Source organism: Sphingomonas chlorellae (genome assembly GCF_056485145.1).
Genome location: NZ_JBQXXM010000004.1, coordinates 214029 through 228471, shown reverse-complemented (window position 1 = coordinate 228471; position 14443 = coordinate 214029). Strand labels below are relative to the sequence as shown.

General features: G+C 70.7%; 14 protein-coding genes. 7 read left to right on the top strand and 7 right to left on the bottom strand.

Annotated features, from left to right (window positions below):
- Position 1: 1 nt before the first annotated feature.
- Both ACT3CF_RS12480 and ACT3CF_RS12475 read left to right on the top strand, forming a co-directional pair.
- Complete coding sequence (locus ACT3CF_RS12480) at positions 2-670, top strand: TPM domain-containing protein (RefSeq protein ID WP_478423212.1); 669 nt, start codon at positions 2-4, stop codon at positions 668-670.
- A gap of 85 nt (positions 671-755) precedes the next feature.
- A complete protein-coding gene (locus ACT3CF_RS12475) occupies positions 756-1286 on the top strand; it encodes an NUDIX hydrolase (RefSeq protein ID WP_478423211.1) in 531 nt (176 codons plus the stop codon).
- 51 nt (positions 1287-1337) lie between these two features.
- Here the strand turns inward: ACT3CF_RS12475 and ACT3CF_RS12470 are convergent, their stop codons facing one another.
- Both ACT3CF_RS12470 and hrpB read right to left on the bottom strand, forming a co-directional pair.
- A complete protein-coding gene (locus ACT3CF_RS12470) occupies positions 1338-1619 on the bottom strand; it encodes an ETC complex I subunit (RefSeq protein ID WP_478423209.1) in 282 nt (93 codons plus the stop codon).
- A gap of 28 nt (positions 1620-1647) precedes the next feature.
- Positions 1648-4098 (bottom strand): ATP-dependent helicase HrpB, encoded by a 2451-nt coding sequence (hrpB, locus tag ACT3CF_RS12465; protein ID WP_478423208.1) that lies wholly within the window; start codon positions 4096-4098, stop codon positions 1648-1650.
- A gap of 77 nt (positions 4099-4175) precedes the next feature.
- On the opposite strand from hrpB, the gene ACT3CF_RS12460 reads away from it, so the two are divergent.
- Positions 4176-4394 carry a hypothetical protein gene (locus tag ACT3CF_RS12460; protein ID WP_478423207.1) on the top strand — a complete coding sequence of 73 codons (219 nt, stop codon included), beginning with the start codon at positions 4176-4178 and terminating at the stop codon, positions 4392-4394.
- Positions 4395-4427: 33 nt separating this feature from the next.
- Here the strand turns inward: ACT3CF_RS12460 and ACT3CF_RS12455 are convergent, their stop codons facing one another.
- Positions 4428-5441 carry a polyprenyl synthetase family protein gene (locus tag ACT3CF_RS12455; protein WP_478423206.1) on the bottom strand — a complete coding sequence of 338 codons (1014 nt, stop codon included), beginning with the start codon at positions 5439-5441 and terminating at the stop codon, positions 4428-4430.
- 94 nt (positions 5442-5535) lie between these two features.
- Here ACT3CF_RS12455 and ACT3CF_RS12450 point away from each other — a divergent pair, with 94 nt between their 5' ends.
- The 4 genes from ACT3CF_RS12450 to ACT3CF_RS12435 all read left to right on the top strand — a co-directional run bounded on the left by ACT3CF_RS12450 (position 5536) and on the right by ACT3CF_RS12435 (position 8894).
- A complete protein-coding gene (locus ACT3CF_RS12450; RefSeq protein ID WP_478423204.1) occupies positions 5536-5820 on the top strand; it encodes a chorismate mutase in 285 nt (94 codons plus the stop codon).
- A 6-nt stretch (positions 5821-5826) separates the two neighbouring features.
- The gene (locus tag ACT3CF_RS12445) at positions 5827-6546 is read left to right on the top strand and encodes a hypothetical protein (protein WP_478423203.1); all 720 of its coding nucleotides are present in this window, start codon (positions 5827-5829) and stop codon (positions 6544-6546) included.
- A 48-nt stretch (positions 6547-6594) separates the two neighbouring features.
- Positions 6595-7716, top strand: coding sequence for a glycoside hydrolase family 130 protein (locus tag ACT3CF_RS12440; RefSeq protein ID WP_478423201.1), 1122 nt, complete (start codon positions 6595-6597; stop codon positions 7714-7716).
- An 83-nt stretch (positions 7717-7799) separates the two neighbouring features.
- Positions 7800-8894 carry an Acg family FMN-binding oxidoreductase gene (locus tag ACT3CF_RS12435; RefSeq protein WP_478423199.1) on the top strand — a complete coding sequence of 365 codons (1095 nt, stop codon included), beginning with the start codon at positions 7800-7802 and terminating at the stop codon, positions 8892-8894.
- A 7-nt stretch (positions 8895-8901) separates the two neighbouring features.
- Here the strand turns inward: ACT3CF_RS12435 and smc are convergent, their stop codons facing one another.
- The 4 genes from smc to ACT3CF_RS12415 are packed head-to-tail and all read right to left on the bottom strand — an operon-like array spanning position 8902 to position 14435.
- Positions 8902-12333, bottom strand: coding sequence for a chromosome segregation protein SMC (gene smc / locus ACT3CF_RS12430; RefSeq protein WP_478423198.1), 3432 nt, complete (start codon positions 12331-12333; stop codon positions 8902-8904).
- Between the two features lie 31 nt (positions 12334-12364).
- Entirely contained in the window at positions 12365-13117 is a 753-nt protein-coding gene (locus ACT3CF_RS12425; protein ID WP_478423197.1) for a DsbA family protein, read from the bottom strand.
- Between the two features lie 26 nt (positions 13118-13143).
- Complete coding sequence (locus ACT3CF_RS12420; protein WP_478423195.1) at positions 13144-13899, bottom strand: thioredoxin domain-containing protein; 756 nt, start codon at positions 13897-13899, stop codon at positions 13144-13146.
- A complete protein-coding gene (locus ACT3CF_RS12415; RefSeq protein ID WP_478423193.1) occupies positions 13899-14435 on the bottom strand; it encodes a DUF721 domain-containing protein in 537 nt (178 codons plus the stop codon). The genes ACT3CF_RS12420 and ACT3CF_RS12415 overlap by 1 nt, the downstream gene beginning before the upstream one ends.
- Between the last annotated feature and the right edge of the window lie 8 nt (positions 14436-14443).

The following is a 14443-nucleotide window of genomic DNA, read 5'->3' as shown; positions in this document are numbered from 1 at the left end:
GATGATCCTGACCGACCTGGATCGGCAACGTATTGCCGAGGCGGTGGCCGCAGCCGAAGCGACCACCGATGGTGAGATCGTGACGATCGTCGCACGGCAATCGGATGCCTATCACGATGTGGCGCTCCATTGGGCGTTCGTGGCGATGCTGTTCGCGACCGGCGCGCTTGCCTGGTTTCCCACGCCGTCATTCTGGTTGCACGAGCAGCTGGTCGGCGGCTGGGCCGAAACCCCCGCGGGCTGGCATCTAACCGTCGCGATCGTGGTGATGGCGTTCGTCTTTCTGGTGACGCGCCTCGTGCTCGCGCGCGATGCGCTGCGGATGGCGCTGACGCCGCCGGCCACCCGCGCGCGCCGCGTCCATCGTCGCGCGATGATGCTGTTCCGGGCCAGTGCCGAGCGTCGGACGCGGGCGGCGACAGCGGTGCTCGTCTATGTCTCGCTGGGCGAGCACCGTGCCGAGATCGTTGCCGATGCGGCCATCCACGGCCGCGTCGATCCCGGCGTGTGGGGAGAGGCGATGGCGACGCTGGTCGGCGGAATGCGCGACGATCGCGTCGGCGCCGGCATGGCCGAAGCGGTACGGCAGATCGGTGTCGTGCTTTCGAGGCATTTCCCACGCAGCCACGACGACATCAACGAACTGCCCGACGCGGTGATCGAACTCTGACCCCGGTGCGGTGGATCGAGCGGCTGACGCGTTCGACCCGCGCATGTGTGCTTTGTGCTGCAACGCAACGGCAGTAAGCAGCCGCATGACCGACGAACCGACCGAAATCGCCTGGCAGGGCCAGTGGATCACCGCCAACCGCAAGGGGAAGTGGGAGTTTGTTTCGCGCGCGCGGGGTATGCAGGCGGTCGTTCTGCTCGCGATCGACGAGACGGACCATGTGCTGCTCGTCGACCAGTATCGTGTCCCGCTGGGCCGGCGCTGCCTGGAGCTTCCGGCCGGGCTGGTCGGTGACGAACTGGAGGGGGATACGGTCGAGGCCGCGGCGCGGCGCGAGCTTGCCGAGGAAACGGGCTATGCCTGCGCTGCGATCGAGCCGATCGGCGCGTTCCATTCCTCGCCCGGCATGGTGAGCGAAGGGTTCACGCTCGTCCGCGCGACGGGGCTCCGCCGGATCGGCGAGGGCGGCGGCGTCGATGGCGAGGATATTGTCGTCCACCGCGTGCCGTTGGCCGATGTCCCTGCTTATGTCGCAGCGCGACGCGCCGAGGGAATGGCCATCGACGTCAAGCTGCTGTTGCTGCTCGGGCCGTCGCTTCTCGCTGCGCGCGGCTAATGCCGCAAGCAACGGCGCGTCCCCCGGACCGGGAGCGCGCCGCGGCTGCGATCAGCGGAAATTGTCGGCGTAGGCCTGGAGCTTCAGCGTCCGCGTCGGCGCGGGCACGACGTGATAGGCATAACCTTCGCGCTCGGCATAGGCCTTGGCGGCTTCGAGCGTCGGGAAGGGGATGCGCACCTGGTTCGCGGTTTCGCCGCCGCCGGCCCAGCCGGTCAGCGGGTCGGGCCGCTGCGGCGTGTGCGGCTCGAACTCGAGCATCCACTGGTCGGTGCGCGCGCGGCCCGACTGCATCGAGTTCTTGGGACGCTGAAAGATACGGGCGGTCTTCACTTCTGGCCTCCAATCGGTCGCATCGCCTCTAACGCGATGCGGCGTTTCTTGCATCAGCCTTTTTCGTCCGCAGCGTCGCACTGGCGCCGGCCGGGTCGTCGGGCCAGGGATGCCGCGGATAGCGCCCGCGCATTTCCTTGGCGACCGCCGTCCAGCTTCCCGCCCAGAAGCCCGGAAGATCGCGCGTCGTCTGGATCGGCCGTCCCGCCGGCGAGGTGAGGCTGAGCACCAGCGGCACATTGTCGCCGATCGTCGGATGGACCGAAAGCCCGAACAGCGCCTGGACCCGCAGTTCGACGCGCGGTCCCCCTTCGGCGGCGTAGTCGATCGCATGGCTCGAACCCGCCGGCGTCTCGAAGCGAGCGGGTGCCAGGCGGTCGAGCGCCTTTTGTTCGTCCCAGCCGATGCGATTCTGGATCGCCTGCGTCAGTGCCTCGGGTGCGATTGCGTCGAGCCGTCGCTTCCCTGCCAGAACCGGCGGCAGCCATTCGTCCACCGCCGCGAGCAATTCGGCATCGGTGAGCGCGGCAATCCCCGCATAGGCCGCCCGCGTGCGCAGCGCACGGGCATGGTCGGACCAGGGCAGCAGCGCGAGGCCATGCGCGTGCACGCCCTCAAGCAACGCGGCCTCGATCTCGGTCGGGCTTGCGTCCGAATCGGGGCCGCTCGACAGCCGCACCGCGCCCAGCCGCCGTTCGCGCAGCGCCTCGATGCGCCCGGTAGCGGGATCGAAGCGCACGGTTCGCCGCGTCTCGATCCGGTCGGCAAACAGCGACTCGACCGTCGCAGCCTCGATCGGCGCGGCCGAGAGAATCCGGGCACCCGCGGCCATGCCCTGAGTCTCGGCCACTGCGAGCCATTCCGCGCGCGCCAGGGGGGAGGTCGGGTCGAGTCGGAAGCCGCGGCCGCCGACCGACGCCCAGCTTTCGCCGGACGCATCGCGGCGCTTGGCCAGCCGGTCCGGAAAGGCGAGCGCGACGCAGCGGGCAACCGCAGCGTCATCGATTTCGGCGCCTGGCGCGGCCGGCACCAGCCCGGCCCAGCGCGCGGCCATCCGCCGGGCGTGTTCGGCGCGCTGTCCGCGTTCGGTGCGCCAGCGCCGCATGCGCAGTTCGAGGTCGGCGTCGTTGCCGCCCAGTCCGCGCTCGCCCAGCAGCACCGCGACCTGCGCCGCGACCTGCGCCAGGCCCTGCTCGCCGGCGCGTACCAGCATGTGTCCCAGCCGCGGCGGCAACGGCAGCCGCGCGATCGTGCGGCCATGGCCAGTCGGCCGCCCGTTAGCATCGATCGCTTCGAGCGCGGTGAGTCGCGTCCGTGCCTCGCTGATCGCCGCGTCGGGGGGCGGATCGAGCCAGGCGAGCTGGCGCGGGTCGGCGACGCCCCACAGGGCGCAATCGAGAACGAGCGCCGAAAGATCGGCTTCGAGGATTTCGGGCGGGTCGAACGGCGGCAATCCGGCGGTCGCGGCTTCCTCCCACAGTCGATAGGCGACGCCCGGCCCCTGGCGTGCGGCGCGTCCGGCGCGCTGCGTCACCGCGGCCTGGCTCGCGCGCTCGGTCACCAGCCGCGTCATCCCTGCGGCGCGGTCATAGCGTGGGCGCCGGGCCAGCCCCGAATCGACCACGACACGGATCCCGTCGAGCGTCAGCGAGGTCTCGGCGATCGAGGTCGCGAGCACGATCTTGCGGCGGCCCTCGGCGTCGGGCGCGATCGCGGCGCGCTGCGCGGCCGGGTCCAGGCTTCCGTGGAGACGGTGGAGCACGGTGCCCGCGATTGCTTCGAGCCGTTCGGCGGTCCGCTCGATCTCGGCCACGCCGGGAAGGAAGGCGAGCACGCCGCCTTCCGTCTCGCCCAGCGCGGTGCGCACTGCCCGCGCGACCGCGTCCTCGATGCGAACCTCGCCGGTGCGGCCCAGATAACGCAGCGTCAGCGGGTGGCTGCGCCCGGCGCTTTCGATCACCGGCGCATCGCCCATCAGGGCGGAGAAGCGGGTGCCGTCGAGCGTCGCCGACATGGCGATCAGCCGCAGGTCGGGACGCAGCGCGGCCTGCGCATCAAGCGCGAGCGCCAGGCCGAAATCGCTGTCGAGGCTGCGTTCATGCACCTCGTCGAACAACACTGCCGACACACCGTTCAGTTCGGGGTCGGCCTGGATCCTGCTGACGAAGATGCCTTCGGTCACCACCGTCACCCGCGTCTCGGCCGACCGCCGGCTGTCCATCCGCGTCGCATAGCCGAAGCGGCGGCCGACCGGCTCGTCCGCCAAAGCTGCCATCCGTTCGGCGGCGGCGCGCGCCGCCAGCCGGCGCGGCGAAAGCAGCAGCACCTCGCCCGTGCACCAGGGCCGGTCGAGCAGCGCGGGGGCGACGCTGGTCGTCTTGCCCGCGCCCGGCGGCGCGACCAGCACCGCGTTCGGTTGCGCGTCGAGCCCGGCGACCAGCTGGTCCAGCACTTCATGGATCGGAAGCGTTTGGGTCATCTCAAGCGGGGGTTTCCTGCTGCAACCAATTGCCCGCGCCGGGGTTGGGCGCAAGCGAAGCGAAGGAGCATGGCACCATGGCGAAGACCCTGGCTCAGTTCACGATCACCGCCGACGGCGATGGCGACTATACGCTCCACCTCGAGGACGAGGAGGGCGAAACCACCGAATTCACCGCCAGCTTCGAGCAGCTCGACCTGATCGTCGAGGCGATCGAGGAACAGCTCGACGATGACGAGGAGGAATTGCTGGGCGTCGATGCCGACGAAGCCGACGCCGAAACGGACGAGGAATAACGCCCGTCTGCCGCGCCGATCGCGGCGGCCGCGTCAATAGGCGCGCGCCACCGCGAACTCGACCGCCTCGATCATTGCATCCTTGGCGGGGCCGTTGGGGAAGATCGCGAGCGATTCGATCGCGCGCTGACCGTAATGGCGTGCCCGCGCCAGCGTGTCGTCGAGCGCGCGGGTGGCGCGGACCAGCCGCACCGCTTCGGCGAAATCCTCGTCGCTCGTCCGCCGCCCCAGGATGGCGTCCTGCCAGAAGCTGCGCTCGGCGTCGCCGGCGCGCGCATAGGCCAGGATGACGGGGAGCGTCATCTTGCCTTCGCGGAAATCGTCGCCAGCATCCTTGCCCATCGTGCTCGCGTCGGAGACATAATCGATCGCGTCGTCGACCAGCTGGAACGCCACGCCCAGATAGCGGCCATAGGCGTCGAGCGCGGCTTCCTCGGCATCGGTGCGATCGGCAACCACTGCCGCGACCCGGCACGCCGCGGCAAACAGCGCCGCGGTCTTGGCGCCGATGATGTCGAGATAGCGTTCCTCGTCGATCTCGATCCGCCGCACCGCCGTCAGCTGGTTGACCTCGCCTTCGGCGATCACCGCGCTCGCATGGCTCAGGATGTTGAGCGCCTTCAGGCTCTCGGCCTCGACCATCAGTTCGAACGATCGGCTGAACAGGAAATCGCCGACCAGCACGCTCGCCGAATTGCCCCAGATGATGTTCGCGGTGCGGCGGCCGCGGCGCAGGTCCGAATTGTCGACCACGTCGTCATGCAGCAGCGTCGCCGTGTGGATGAACTCGACCGCAGCGGCCAGCTTGACGTGCCGAGTGCCCGAATAGCCGAGCAACCGGGCACTCGCGAGCGTCAGCATCGGCCGCATCCGCTTGCCGCCACCCGAAATCAGGTGTCCGGCGAGTTCGGGGATCAGCGGGATCTCGGACCGCATCCGGTCCAGGATCACGGCGTTCACGCGGTCCATGTCGCTCGCCACCAGCGCGATCATCGGTTCCAGCGAAGGCTCGGGGCGCGAGCCCAGGCGATGGATGGTGGCAGTCATGGGCTCGCTCTGGCCTCTGTCATCGCCAAACGCAAGAGCATGGCTTGCCTCTACGGCCTGCGCAGGCGAATAGAGGCGCGAAAGGGGAAACCGAATGCCCGACGCCACGCTCACCCGCTATCGCCAGAGCATCGACAATATCGATGCGGCGCTGGTGTTCATGCTGGCGGAACGGTTCAAGGTTACGCAGGCGGTCGGCCGCTACAAGGCCGAATCGGGGCTGCCGCCCGCCGATCCGGGGCGCGAAGAACAGCAGATCGCGCGCCTGCGGAAGCTGGCGAGCGAAGCGCAGCTCGATCCTGAATTCTCCGAAAAGTTTCTCCGCTTCATCATCGATGAGGTTATCCGGCATCATGCCGGAATGCAGAAGGCGGGCTGATCGTCGATGACCTCATCATTTCTGACGCGCGCCGTGCTCGTGTTGCCTGCGCTGGCGTCCGCGCTGGCGGGCTGTGCCGCCGATCGGGCGGGCGGGCGCGGTTCGGCCGCCGCGCCTGCTGCGGCGTCGAGCCCGACCGCTTCGCCGGCCGATCTCGCCATGGCGGTCCGTGCCGTGGCAGCGCAAAAGCCGCCCGCCGGCTATCGCTTTGTCGAGGACCGGCTGGTCGCCACCACCTTTGGTCCGGTGCTGCTCCGGCGGGGGCGCGCGCCCGACGGCGCGCATGCCGACGGTGGGCTGGTCGCCGCCTATTATCTGCGACGCGATGCGACGGGGTTCGCGCTGGCCCAGGCCTATCCGGAGATGGTCAGCACGGGCAGTTTCGGCGATTTCGCGCAATGGGAGGTCAGCACCGCGTTCGGCGCCAATCCGGTGGTCCGGGTCGAGGGCGGCGGCACCTGGCAGGGATGCACGATGAGCGTCGCCTCGCTCGTCGAACTCACCCCCAAGGGGCCGCAATTGCTTGCCGACGTGCCGCTCTATTACGACAATGGCGGCGCGGTCGAACGCGGCGCACAGCGATTTACCGGCACGATCGGCCCGATCGAACCCGGCCGGGGCTTCACCGTGCGTTATCGTGGAACCCGGACGTTCGCCGAACGCTACGTGCGCGACGGCGGCACCTATCGGCTTCGGGGCGGAAGTTCGCGCGTTCCCGGCTGCTGATCGCCGCCGGGCGCGCCGCGGTCTGACCGGCGTGCAACGGAGGCGGCGATGACATGGCGTGATGATGTCCTGATCTTCCGTCCCGACGATGTCGATCTCGCGCGCTCCCCGCTGCGCCGGGGGATTGGCGAGGCGACCTATGTTCTCGGCGCCTTCAACCCGGGCTTCACTCGCTTGCCCAATGGCAACCTGCTGCTCATGGTCCGCGTGGCGGAGGCGTTGCGCGATCCGGTGGTCGACGATCATGCCCGGGCGATCCGCTGGACGCACGACGGCTATGTGCTCGACCGCCATCGCATCGCCGATCTCGACATCGCCGATCCGCGGCAGTTCGCCTTCAAGGCGCACAATCCCCGGCTGATCGGGCTTACCTCGCTGTCATGGCTGCTCCCGGTCGAACTCGACGGCGAGGGCGTGCGCGTGCTCGCGGTCCATTATGATCGTGCGATCGCGCCCAGCGCCTCGTTCATGGCCTATGGTGTCGAGGACGCGCGGATCAGCCGGATCGAGGGCGGCTACTGGATGACGGTGTGCGGCGTTTCGGCAGAGCGGCATTGTACCGCGCTCTATCGGTCGTCGAACGGGCTCGACTGGGATTCGTGCGGTATCGTGCTCGATCACCAGAACAAGGACATGGTGCTGTTCGAAGGGCGGATCGGCGGCTTCTACCACGCGCTCACGCGCCCGCTGGGCGAGGTTTATTTCGCCTATCCCGACGAATCGCCCTGGCTGGGCGGCCCGGCGATTCACCTCGCCCGTTCGCCCGACGGGCTCCATTGGAAGCCGCTCGACAAGCCCGGCATCCGGGCGCGCAAGGGCTCGACGTCGAACCAGCGGATCGGAGGGGGAAGCCCCCCCGTGCGGACGCCCGAAGGCTGGCTGCTGATCTATCACGGCGTCGAACGCCGCGCCGCAATCGGCGTCTATCGCAGCTTCTGGGCGCTGCTCGACGCTGACGATCCCAGCGTCGTGCTCCGCCAGGAGGATGACCGGCCGCTGATCGAGGCCGCGCCGGCGCTCACCGCCGACATCGCGCACCAGCGCTACCTGCCGACGCCGGTGGTGTTCACGACCGGCCTGGTCGATGCGGGGGACGCCTATCTGGTCGCCGGCGGCGAGGCCGATCTGGCCTGCCGGCTTACCCGGATTCCCAAATCGCACTTCCGATGAACGAACGCGGTTGCGGGGTTTCCCGATGGCCGCCGCCTCGTTCCTGTCGCATGTCGAGCGTTGCTCGATCGGGGAGAATCGCGATGCAGCGCAGGAATCTGCTCGTCGGCGCGGGCGCGCTGGCGACGCTGGGGCTGGGCGGCGGGGCGCTGTTCGAATGGCAGCGCGCGTCGGCGATGGCTGGCTATCGCGCGGCGACGGCGCGGATGCGGGCGGCAGTTGCCGTGCATCCGACACTTCCCGAACTGGTGCGGCACGCGACGCTCGCCGCCAACGGCCACAATACCCAGCCCTGGCGGTTTCGCCTCGCCCCCGGCCGGATCGACATCCTTCCCGACTTCGCGCGCCGGACGCCGGCCGTTGATCCGGACGATCATCACCTCTTCGTCAGCCTGGGCGGCGCGATCGAGAATGCGGCGATCGCGGCGGCGGGGCAGGGGATCGCTGGGCAGGTCGTGATCGACGCCGGCGGCGGCGGCGCGTCGCTGCGGCTGGGGGATGGCGAACTCTCGCACGCGGCGCTGGCCCCGGCGATCGCCCGGCGCCAGTCGAGCCGCACCTGCTATGACGGCCGCCCCGTGCCGCCAGCGACGCTCCGTGCGCTCGAGGCGGCGGCGGCCGAGCCCGGCGTCTCGCTCGCGCTGCTGACCGGCCGCGCGCCATTGGCGCAGGTGCGCGATCTCGTCGTTGCCGGAAACGACGCGCAGATGGCCGACTCCGCCTTTGTCCGCGAGCTTCGTCGCTGGCTGCGATTCAGCCCCGACCGCGCGCTTGCCCTCGGCGACGGGCTGTTCAGCGCGTGCTCGGGGAGCCCGGTCGCCCCCGAATGGCTCGGCCGACGGCTGTTCGACGGTTTCTTCACGCCCGCTGCCGAGCGCGACCGCTATGCCCACCAGCTTGCCTCGTCGGCGGGTGTCGCGATCTTCGTCGGTGCATCTGCCGATCCGGCGCACTGGATGGCGGTCGGTCGCGCCAGTCAGCGGTTCACGCTCGCGGCGACCGCCGCCGGGCTCAAATGCGCCTATGTCAATCAACCGGTCGAGGTGGTGCGCTTCCGGGCCGCGCTGGCCCGGCTGGCGGGCCTGCCCGGCCGCCGGCCCGACCTGCTGATCCGGTTCGGTCATGGTCCGGCGCTGCCCTATTCGCCGCGACGGCCGGTGCGCGCGGTTCTCGCCTGAAGCTGGCCTATTCGGCCGCCAGCAGCCGCTCGGCACCGCCCAGGTCGACCGATACCAGCCGGCTGACGCCGCGCTCGACCATCGTCACGCCGAACAGCCGGTGCATCCGGCTCATCGTCGCGGCGTTGTGCGTGACGATCAGGTAGCGCGTCTGCGTTTCGCGCGTCATGCGTTCGAGCAGGTCGCAGAACCGGTCGACATTCGCGTCGTCGAGCGGCGCATCCACCTCGTCGAGCACGCAGATCGGCGACGGCTTGGTCAGGAACAGCGAAAAGATCAGCGCAACCGCGGTCAGTGCCTGCTCGCCGCCCGACAGCAGCGTCAGCGACTGCAGCCGCTTGCCCGGCGGCTGCGCCATGATCTCCAGCCCCGCCTCGAGCGGGTCGTCCGAATCGACCAGTTCCAGATGGGCCTGGCCGCCGTTGAACAGCGTGCTGAACAGCCGCCGGAAGTGCTGGTCGACGGCCTCGAACGCGGCGAGCAACCGCTGGCGCCCCTCGCGGTTGAGCGTCCCGATCGACCCGCGCAGCCGGTTGACCGCCTGGGCAAGCTCGTCGCGTTCGCGCGCATTGTCCGCAAACGCGGCCTCGATTTCGGCGAGTTCGGTTTCGGCGACGAGGTTGACCGGCCCGATCCGCTCGCGCTCCGCCACCAGCCGGTCATGCGCGGCCGATTCGACGGCGGGTGTGTCCACCGTCTCGGCCTCGAACCCGGCGCGCACGGGCAGCAGCGGCGGCGGACATTCGAAGCGCTCGCCCGAAAGCCGTCCCATCTCGACGCGGCGCAGATCCTGGCTTTCGGCCCGGGCGCTGGCGCCGGCTCGCGCCTCACGGGCTTCGGCCAGCGCCTCGCTCGCGGCGCGCACCGCGCCTTCGGTCGCGTGCAGCGCCGCTTCGGCCTCGCGCTCGGCGGCCTGCGCCTGTTGCGATGCGACTCGCGCCGCCTCGGCGGCACCCTCGGCTTCGGCGATTTCAGCCGCGAGCCGCGCCGGGCGCCCGGCCAGCGCGGCGGCATCCTCGGCGAGCTGCGCGGCGCGCTTGTCCATTTCCGCGCCGCGTTTGGCGGCATCGCCCGCGCGCGATTTCCAGCTGCGCATCTCTGCCGCCGCCGCCGCCTGCCGCTCGCGTGCCTGGGCCATCTCGCGGTCAAGCGCGCTGCGGTCGGCCCGTGCGCTCGCGACCGTGCCCCGGCGCATCTCGGCATCGCGTGACAGCGCCGCCACGCGGTCACGGGTCGCGCTGCCGTCCGGGAGCGCGGCCTTCGCTGCCTCGGCGCGCGCCACCTCGGCCTGCGCCTCGTCGCGCTCGGCGGCGCTGCGGGCACGACGCGCCTCCAGGTCGGCGCGCTGTGCCTCCAGCCGCTCGATCTGTGCCGTCGCGCGATCCTCGGCGCGCGCCGCCTCGCGTGCCGCGACTTCGGCGAGCCCCAGTTGTCGGCGATGTTCGGCGGCGCGGCTCCGCGCGCTGCCGATCGTGGCGTCGATCTCGTGCAGCGCCGCGTCGGCGGCGGTAACGGCGGTCGCCGCTGCCGGGCGTGTCGCCTCCAGCGCGGCGAGGCGATTGAGTCGTTCCAGCCGTTCGGCCGCCGCGGCCCCGCCCGATCGCGCAACATAGCCGTCCCATCGGCGCAGCACGCCCATCGGCGTCACCAGCCGCTGTCCCACGGCAAGCGGTCGTCCGTCATCGGTTTCGGCGACGAAAATCTGCGCCAGCCGCCGCGCGAGTGCCGCAGGGGCGGTGACGTGCGCCGCCAGCGAAACGGTTCCGGCGGGGGCGGCGGGGTCGTCCGGCTCGGGCGCGGCGCCGGCCCAATAACGCTCGCCGCCGGCATCGAGCCCGGCTTCCAGATCGTCGCCCAGTGCCGCCGCGAGCGCGCGTTCATAACCTGGGGCGGCGCGGACCCGGTCGAGCAGCCGGTCCTTGCCCGTCGTCTGGGTCGCCTTGGCGAGCACCGCCATCTCGCTGTCGATCTGTGCCAGTTCGGCGTGCGCGGCGGCGCGTGCCGACTGCGCGCCGTCGCGGGCCGCGATCGCCGCGCGTTCGGCGCTCTCGCACTCGGTGAGGCCAGCGCGCGCCGCTTCGATCTGGCCGAGAGCCGCCGCACGCGCGTCGTTCGCCGCGCGGCGCGCGTCGTTGAGCGGTTCGACGCTGCCCAGTGCGCGCAGATCGGCTTCCACGCGCGCTTCGTCGCGTGCCGCTCGATCGGCGCGCGTCCGCGCGGCCGCCAGTGCCGCCTCGGCGACGCGTGCTTCGGCGGCTTCGGCAGCCTGTGCCGCCAGCGCCTGCGCTAGCGCCACCTCGGCGTCGCGCGCGGCGCGTTCGGCATCGCCCAGTGCGGCGTCGAGCATCGGCATCCGCGCGCTCGCCTCGGCGATCCGCCGCTCGAGCATGGCGCCTTCCTCGGCCAGCCGGGCCAGTGCCTCTGCCGCGTCGCGCGCCAGGGCCCCTTCGCGCGCACGATCCTCTTCCAGCCGGCGCTGCGCCTCGGCCAGTTCGGCAATCCGGCGCTCGACACCGTGGCGCGTGCTGCGCAGCGTCGACAGCCGGTGCCCGGTCTCGCTCGCGCGGTCGCGCAGTTGCAGCGCCTCGGCGCGGCACGTCGCCAGCGTTCCCGCCGCCGCCTGCTGCGCCGTCGCCGCCGCTTCGTGGCGCGCGGTGCGCTCGGCGACGAGCGCTTCTGCCGCCGCGGCTTCCTTGCGCGCGGCTTCGGCTGCCTCGGCGGCGTCGCGCCACCGGGCAAAGATCAGTCGGGCCTCGGCGGTGCGGACCCGGTCCGACAGCGCGCGATAGCGCTCGGCCTGCCTCGCCTGACGGCGCAACGCGGCCGCGCGGTTTTCCTGTTCGCCGATCAGCTCGTCGAGGCGCGTCAGGTTCGCCTCGGTCGCGCGCAGCCGTGCCTCGGCGTCGCGGCGGCGGACGTGCAGTCCGGCGATTCCCGCCGCTTCCTCCAGCATCGCGCGCCGCTCGGCGGGCTTGGCGGCGATCACCGCGCTGATCCGCCCCTGGCTCACCAGCGCGGGCGAATGCGCGCCCGTCGCCGCATCGGCAAAGAGCAGCGCGACGTCCTTGGCGCGAACGTCGCGCCCGTTGATGCGATAGGCCGAACCGGCGCCGCGTTCGATGCGGCGCACGATCTCGACATCCTCGGTCGCATCGCCCTCGCCGTCGCCTGCCGCGGCGGGTTGTTCGGCCAGGATCGAGACTTCGGCGAAATCGCGCGCCGGGCGGGCGGCGGTGCCCGCAAAGATCACGTCCTCCATGCCGTTGCCGCGCATGGACTTGGCGCTGTTCTCGCCCATCGCCCAGCGCAGCGCTTCGAGCAGGTTGGATTTGCCGCAGCCATTGGGGCCGACGATTCCCGTCAGCCCCGGCTCGATGCGCAGATCGGCCGGGTCGACGAAGCTCTTGAACCCCGTCAGCCGCAGCCTTTTGATCTGCATGTGCCCTGCGCCTTTCGCGCTCAGGCGGGGATCAGCGGGCGCCGGCGGCCTGGAGCGCAGGCTCCAACGCTTCCCAGCCGGCGGCGTTCGGCACCATTTCGCCGTTGATGAAGAAGGTCGGCGTGCCGCTTACCTTGTGAACATTGACCGCATCGGCATTGACCTTGGTGATCGCGTCGGCGGCCTTCTGGTCGGTCAGGCACTGGCGCGCCTTGGCTTCGGGCAGCCCCATCTGCTGCATGAAGGGGATATAGCCCAGCGCGTCGGCAAAGGCGACCGCCTGCTGCTGCGGTGCCTGGCTCTGCACCTGCTGCACAAAGGCCTGGTTTTCCTTCACCAGCTTTTCGGTGCGGTCCAGGAACTCGCCCTGGTGCGCAAAGAACTGGTCGAGCGCGCCGAAGAAGCTCTCGGTCGGCACGCACTGGTTGAGCAGCGCCGCCGCAAAGTCGGGCGCGCCGTGGATCAGGAAGTCGCGGAACTCATAGCTGACCTTGCCCGTCGCGATGTACTTCTCGCGCAGCTTGGGCGCGCCGAACTGGCCGAACTGGCCGCAGGCCGGGCAGTTTCGCGAACCATATTCGACCAGCTTGATCGGCGCGTTGGGATTGCCCTGGCGATAGCCGTCGGCGGTCTTCTCGACCACGTCGACCCACTGCTTGCCCGCGGGCGGGGCGACGGCCGCCACGGGGGCGCTCGACGCGGCCGGGGCCGATCCGTTCGAACCGCCGTCGCCGCCGCAGGCGGTCAGGGCAAGCGCGGGAATCAGGGCAAGGGCAAGACGCATGGCAAAGGCTCCAGTCGGAAAAGGGGTCAGTTGAGGACGGCGCGCAGTTCGGGCTGAAGCGCGTCCCAGGTAAAGGCGCGCAGCGCGCGGCCGTTCAGGAAAAAGCTCGGCGTGCTCTGGACATGCTGCTGGTTGACCGCCGCGGCATTCGCGCGGGCGATCCGCTTGATCAGCGCGGGATCGCCTAGGCACTTGCGCGTCTGGGCCGGCGCGAGCCCCAGCCGCTGGGCAAAGGGGACGGCGCCCATCGCGTCGGCGAAACCGGCGATCAGCTGCGGGGTCGGTTTGGCCTGCAACGCCGTCAGTCGCTTCTGGTCCTTGACCAGCGCCTCGATCTTCGCCTCGAACTGCGGCTGGTTGGCATAGATGGCGTCGAGCACCGGAAAGAAACGCGCGGTCGGCACGCACTGGTTGACCAGCGCCAGCACCATGTCGGGCGCGCCGTGGATCAACAGGTCGCGATATTCATAGCTGACCTTGCCCGTCGCGATGAACTCGCGGCGCAGCGGCTCCATCGCCTCGTTCGCGAAGCGGCCGCAGGTCGGGCAGGTCCGCGATCCATATTCGACCAGCTTGGCCGGCGCATTCGGATTGCCCTGGCGATAGCCGCCCTCGGGGGTCCGCACCACGACGTTCAGCCAGTTGGTCGCCGCGGGCCGGGCCGTCGCGGGGGCCCGGTGCGGCGCGGCGCGGCGTGCTTGCGGTAGCGCGACCGCCGCCGTCGCCGCCGTGGCGGCCGTCGCGGCGACCATCAGCATGGGGACAAGGCGCGATAGCTTCATCAGTCAATCCGTCCGATCTTGGGCTTGGGTTCGTTGGCGGCGACGCCGGCGGCCAGCGCCTCCAGCACCGCGCGCAGTTCGGGGTCGGCGATCCCGCGCAGCCCCTGTCCCAGCGATTCGGGGAGCGGCTCGGGCTGCGGCGGCGGGGGCGCGGCGGGGGCGCCGCGGCGAACGTCGCCATGGCGGATCGCGATCCGCGCGATCGCCGGATAGCCGAAAAAGCGGTTCACCCGCTCCATGATCTCGGGCGTGATGTGCTGCATCATCGGCGCATGTGCGCCCGAAACGATCAGGTGCAGCACGCCGTCGGCCCGCTTCCCCTGGGGAAAGCGGATCGATTCGGGCATCGACACGCGCGCATAGCGTTCGCCGACGATCTCGCTCCACCGGCTGACGATGCTGTGCTGGACAAAGCCGAACTTGCGAAACGCGGCGCGGCCGACATCGGGCAGCAGGTCGGCGACCGCGCGGACGCGGTTCGATCGCTGCGGTTCGGGCCGGGGCCGGCGCGAGCTGGTACGGGGGGGCTTCGTCATGGGTGCCC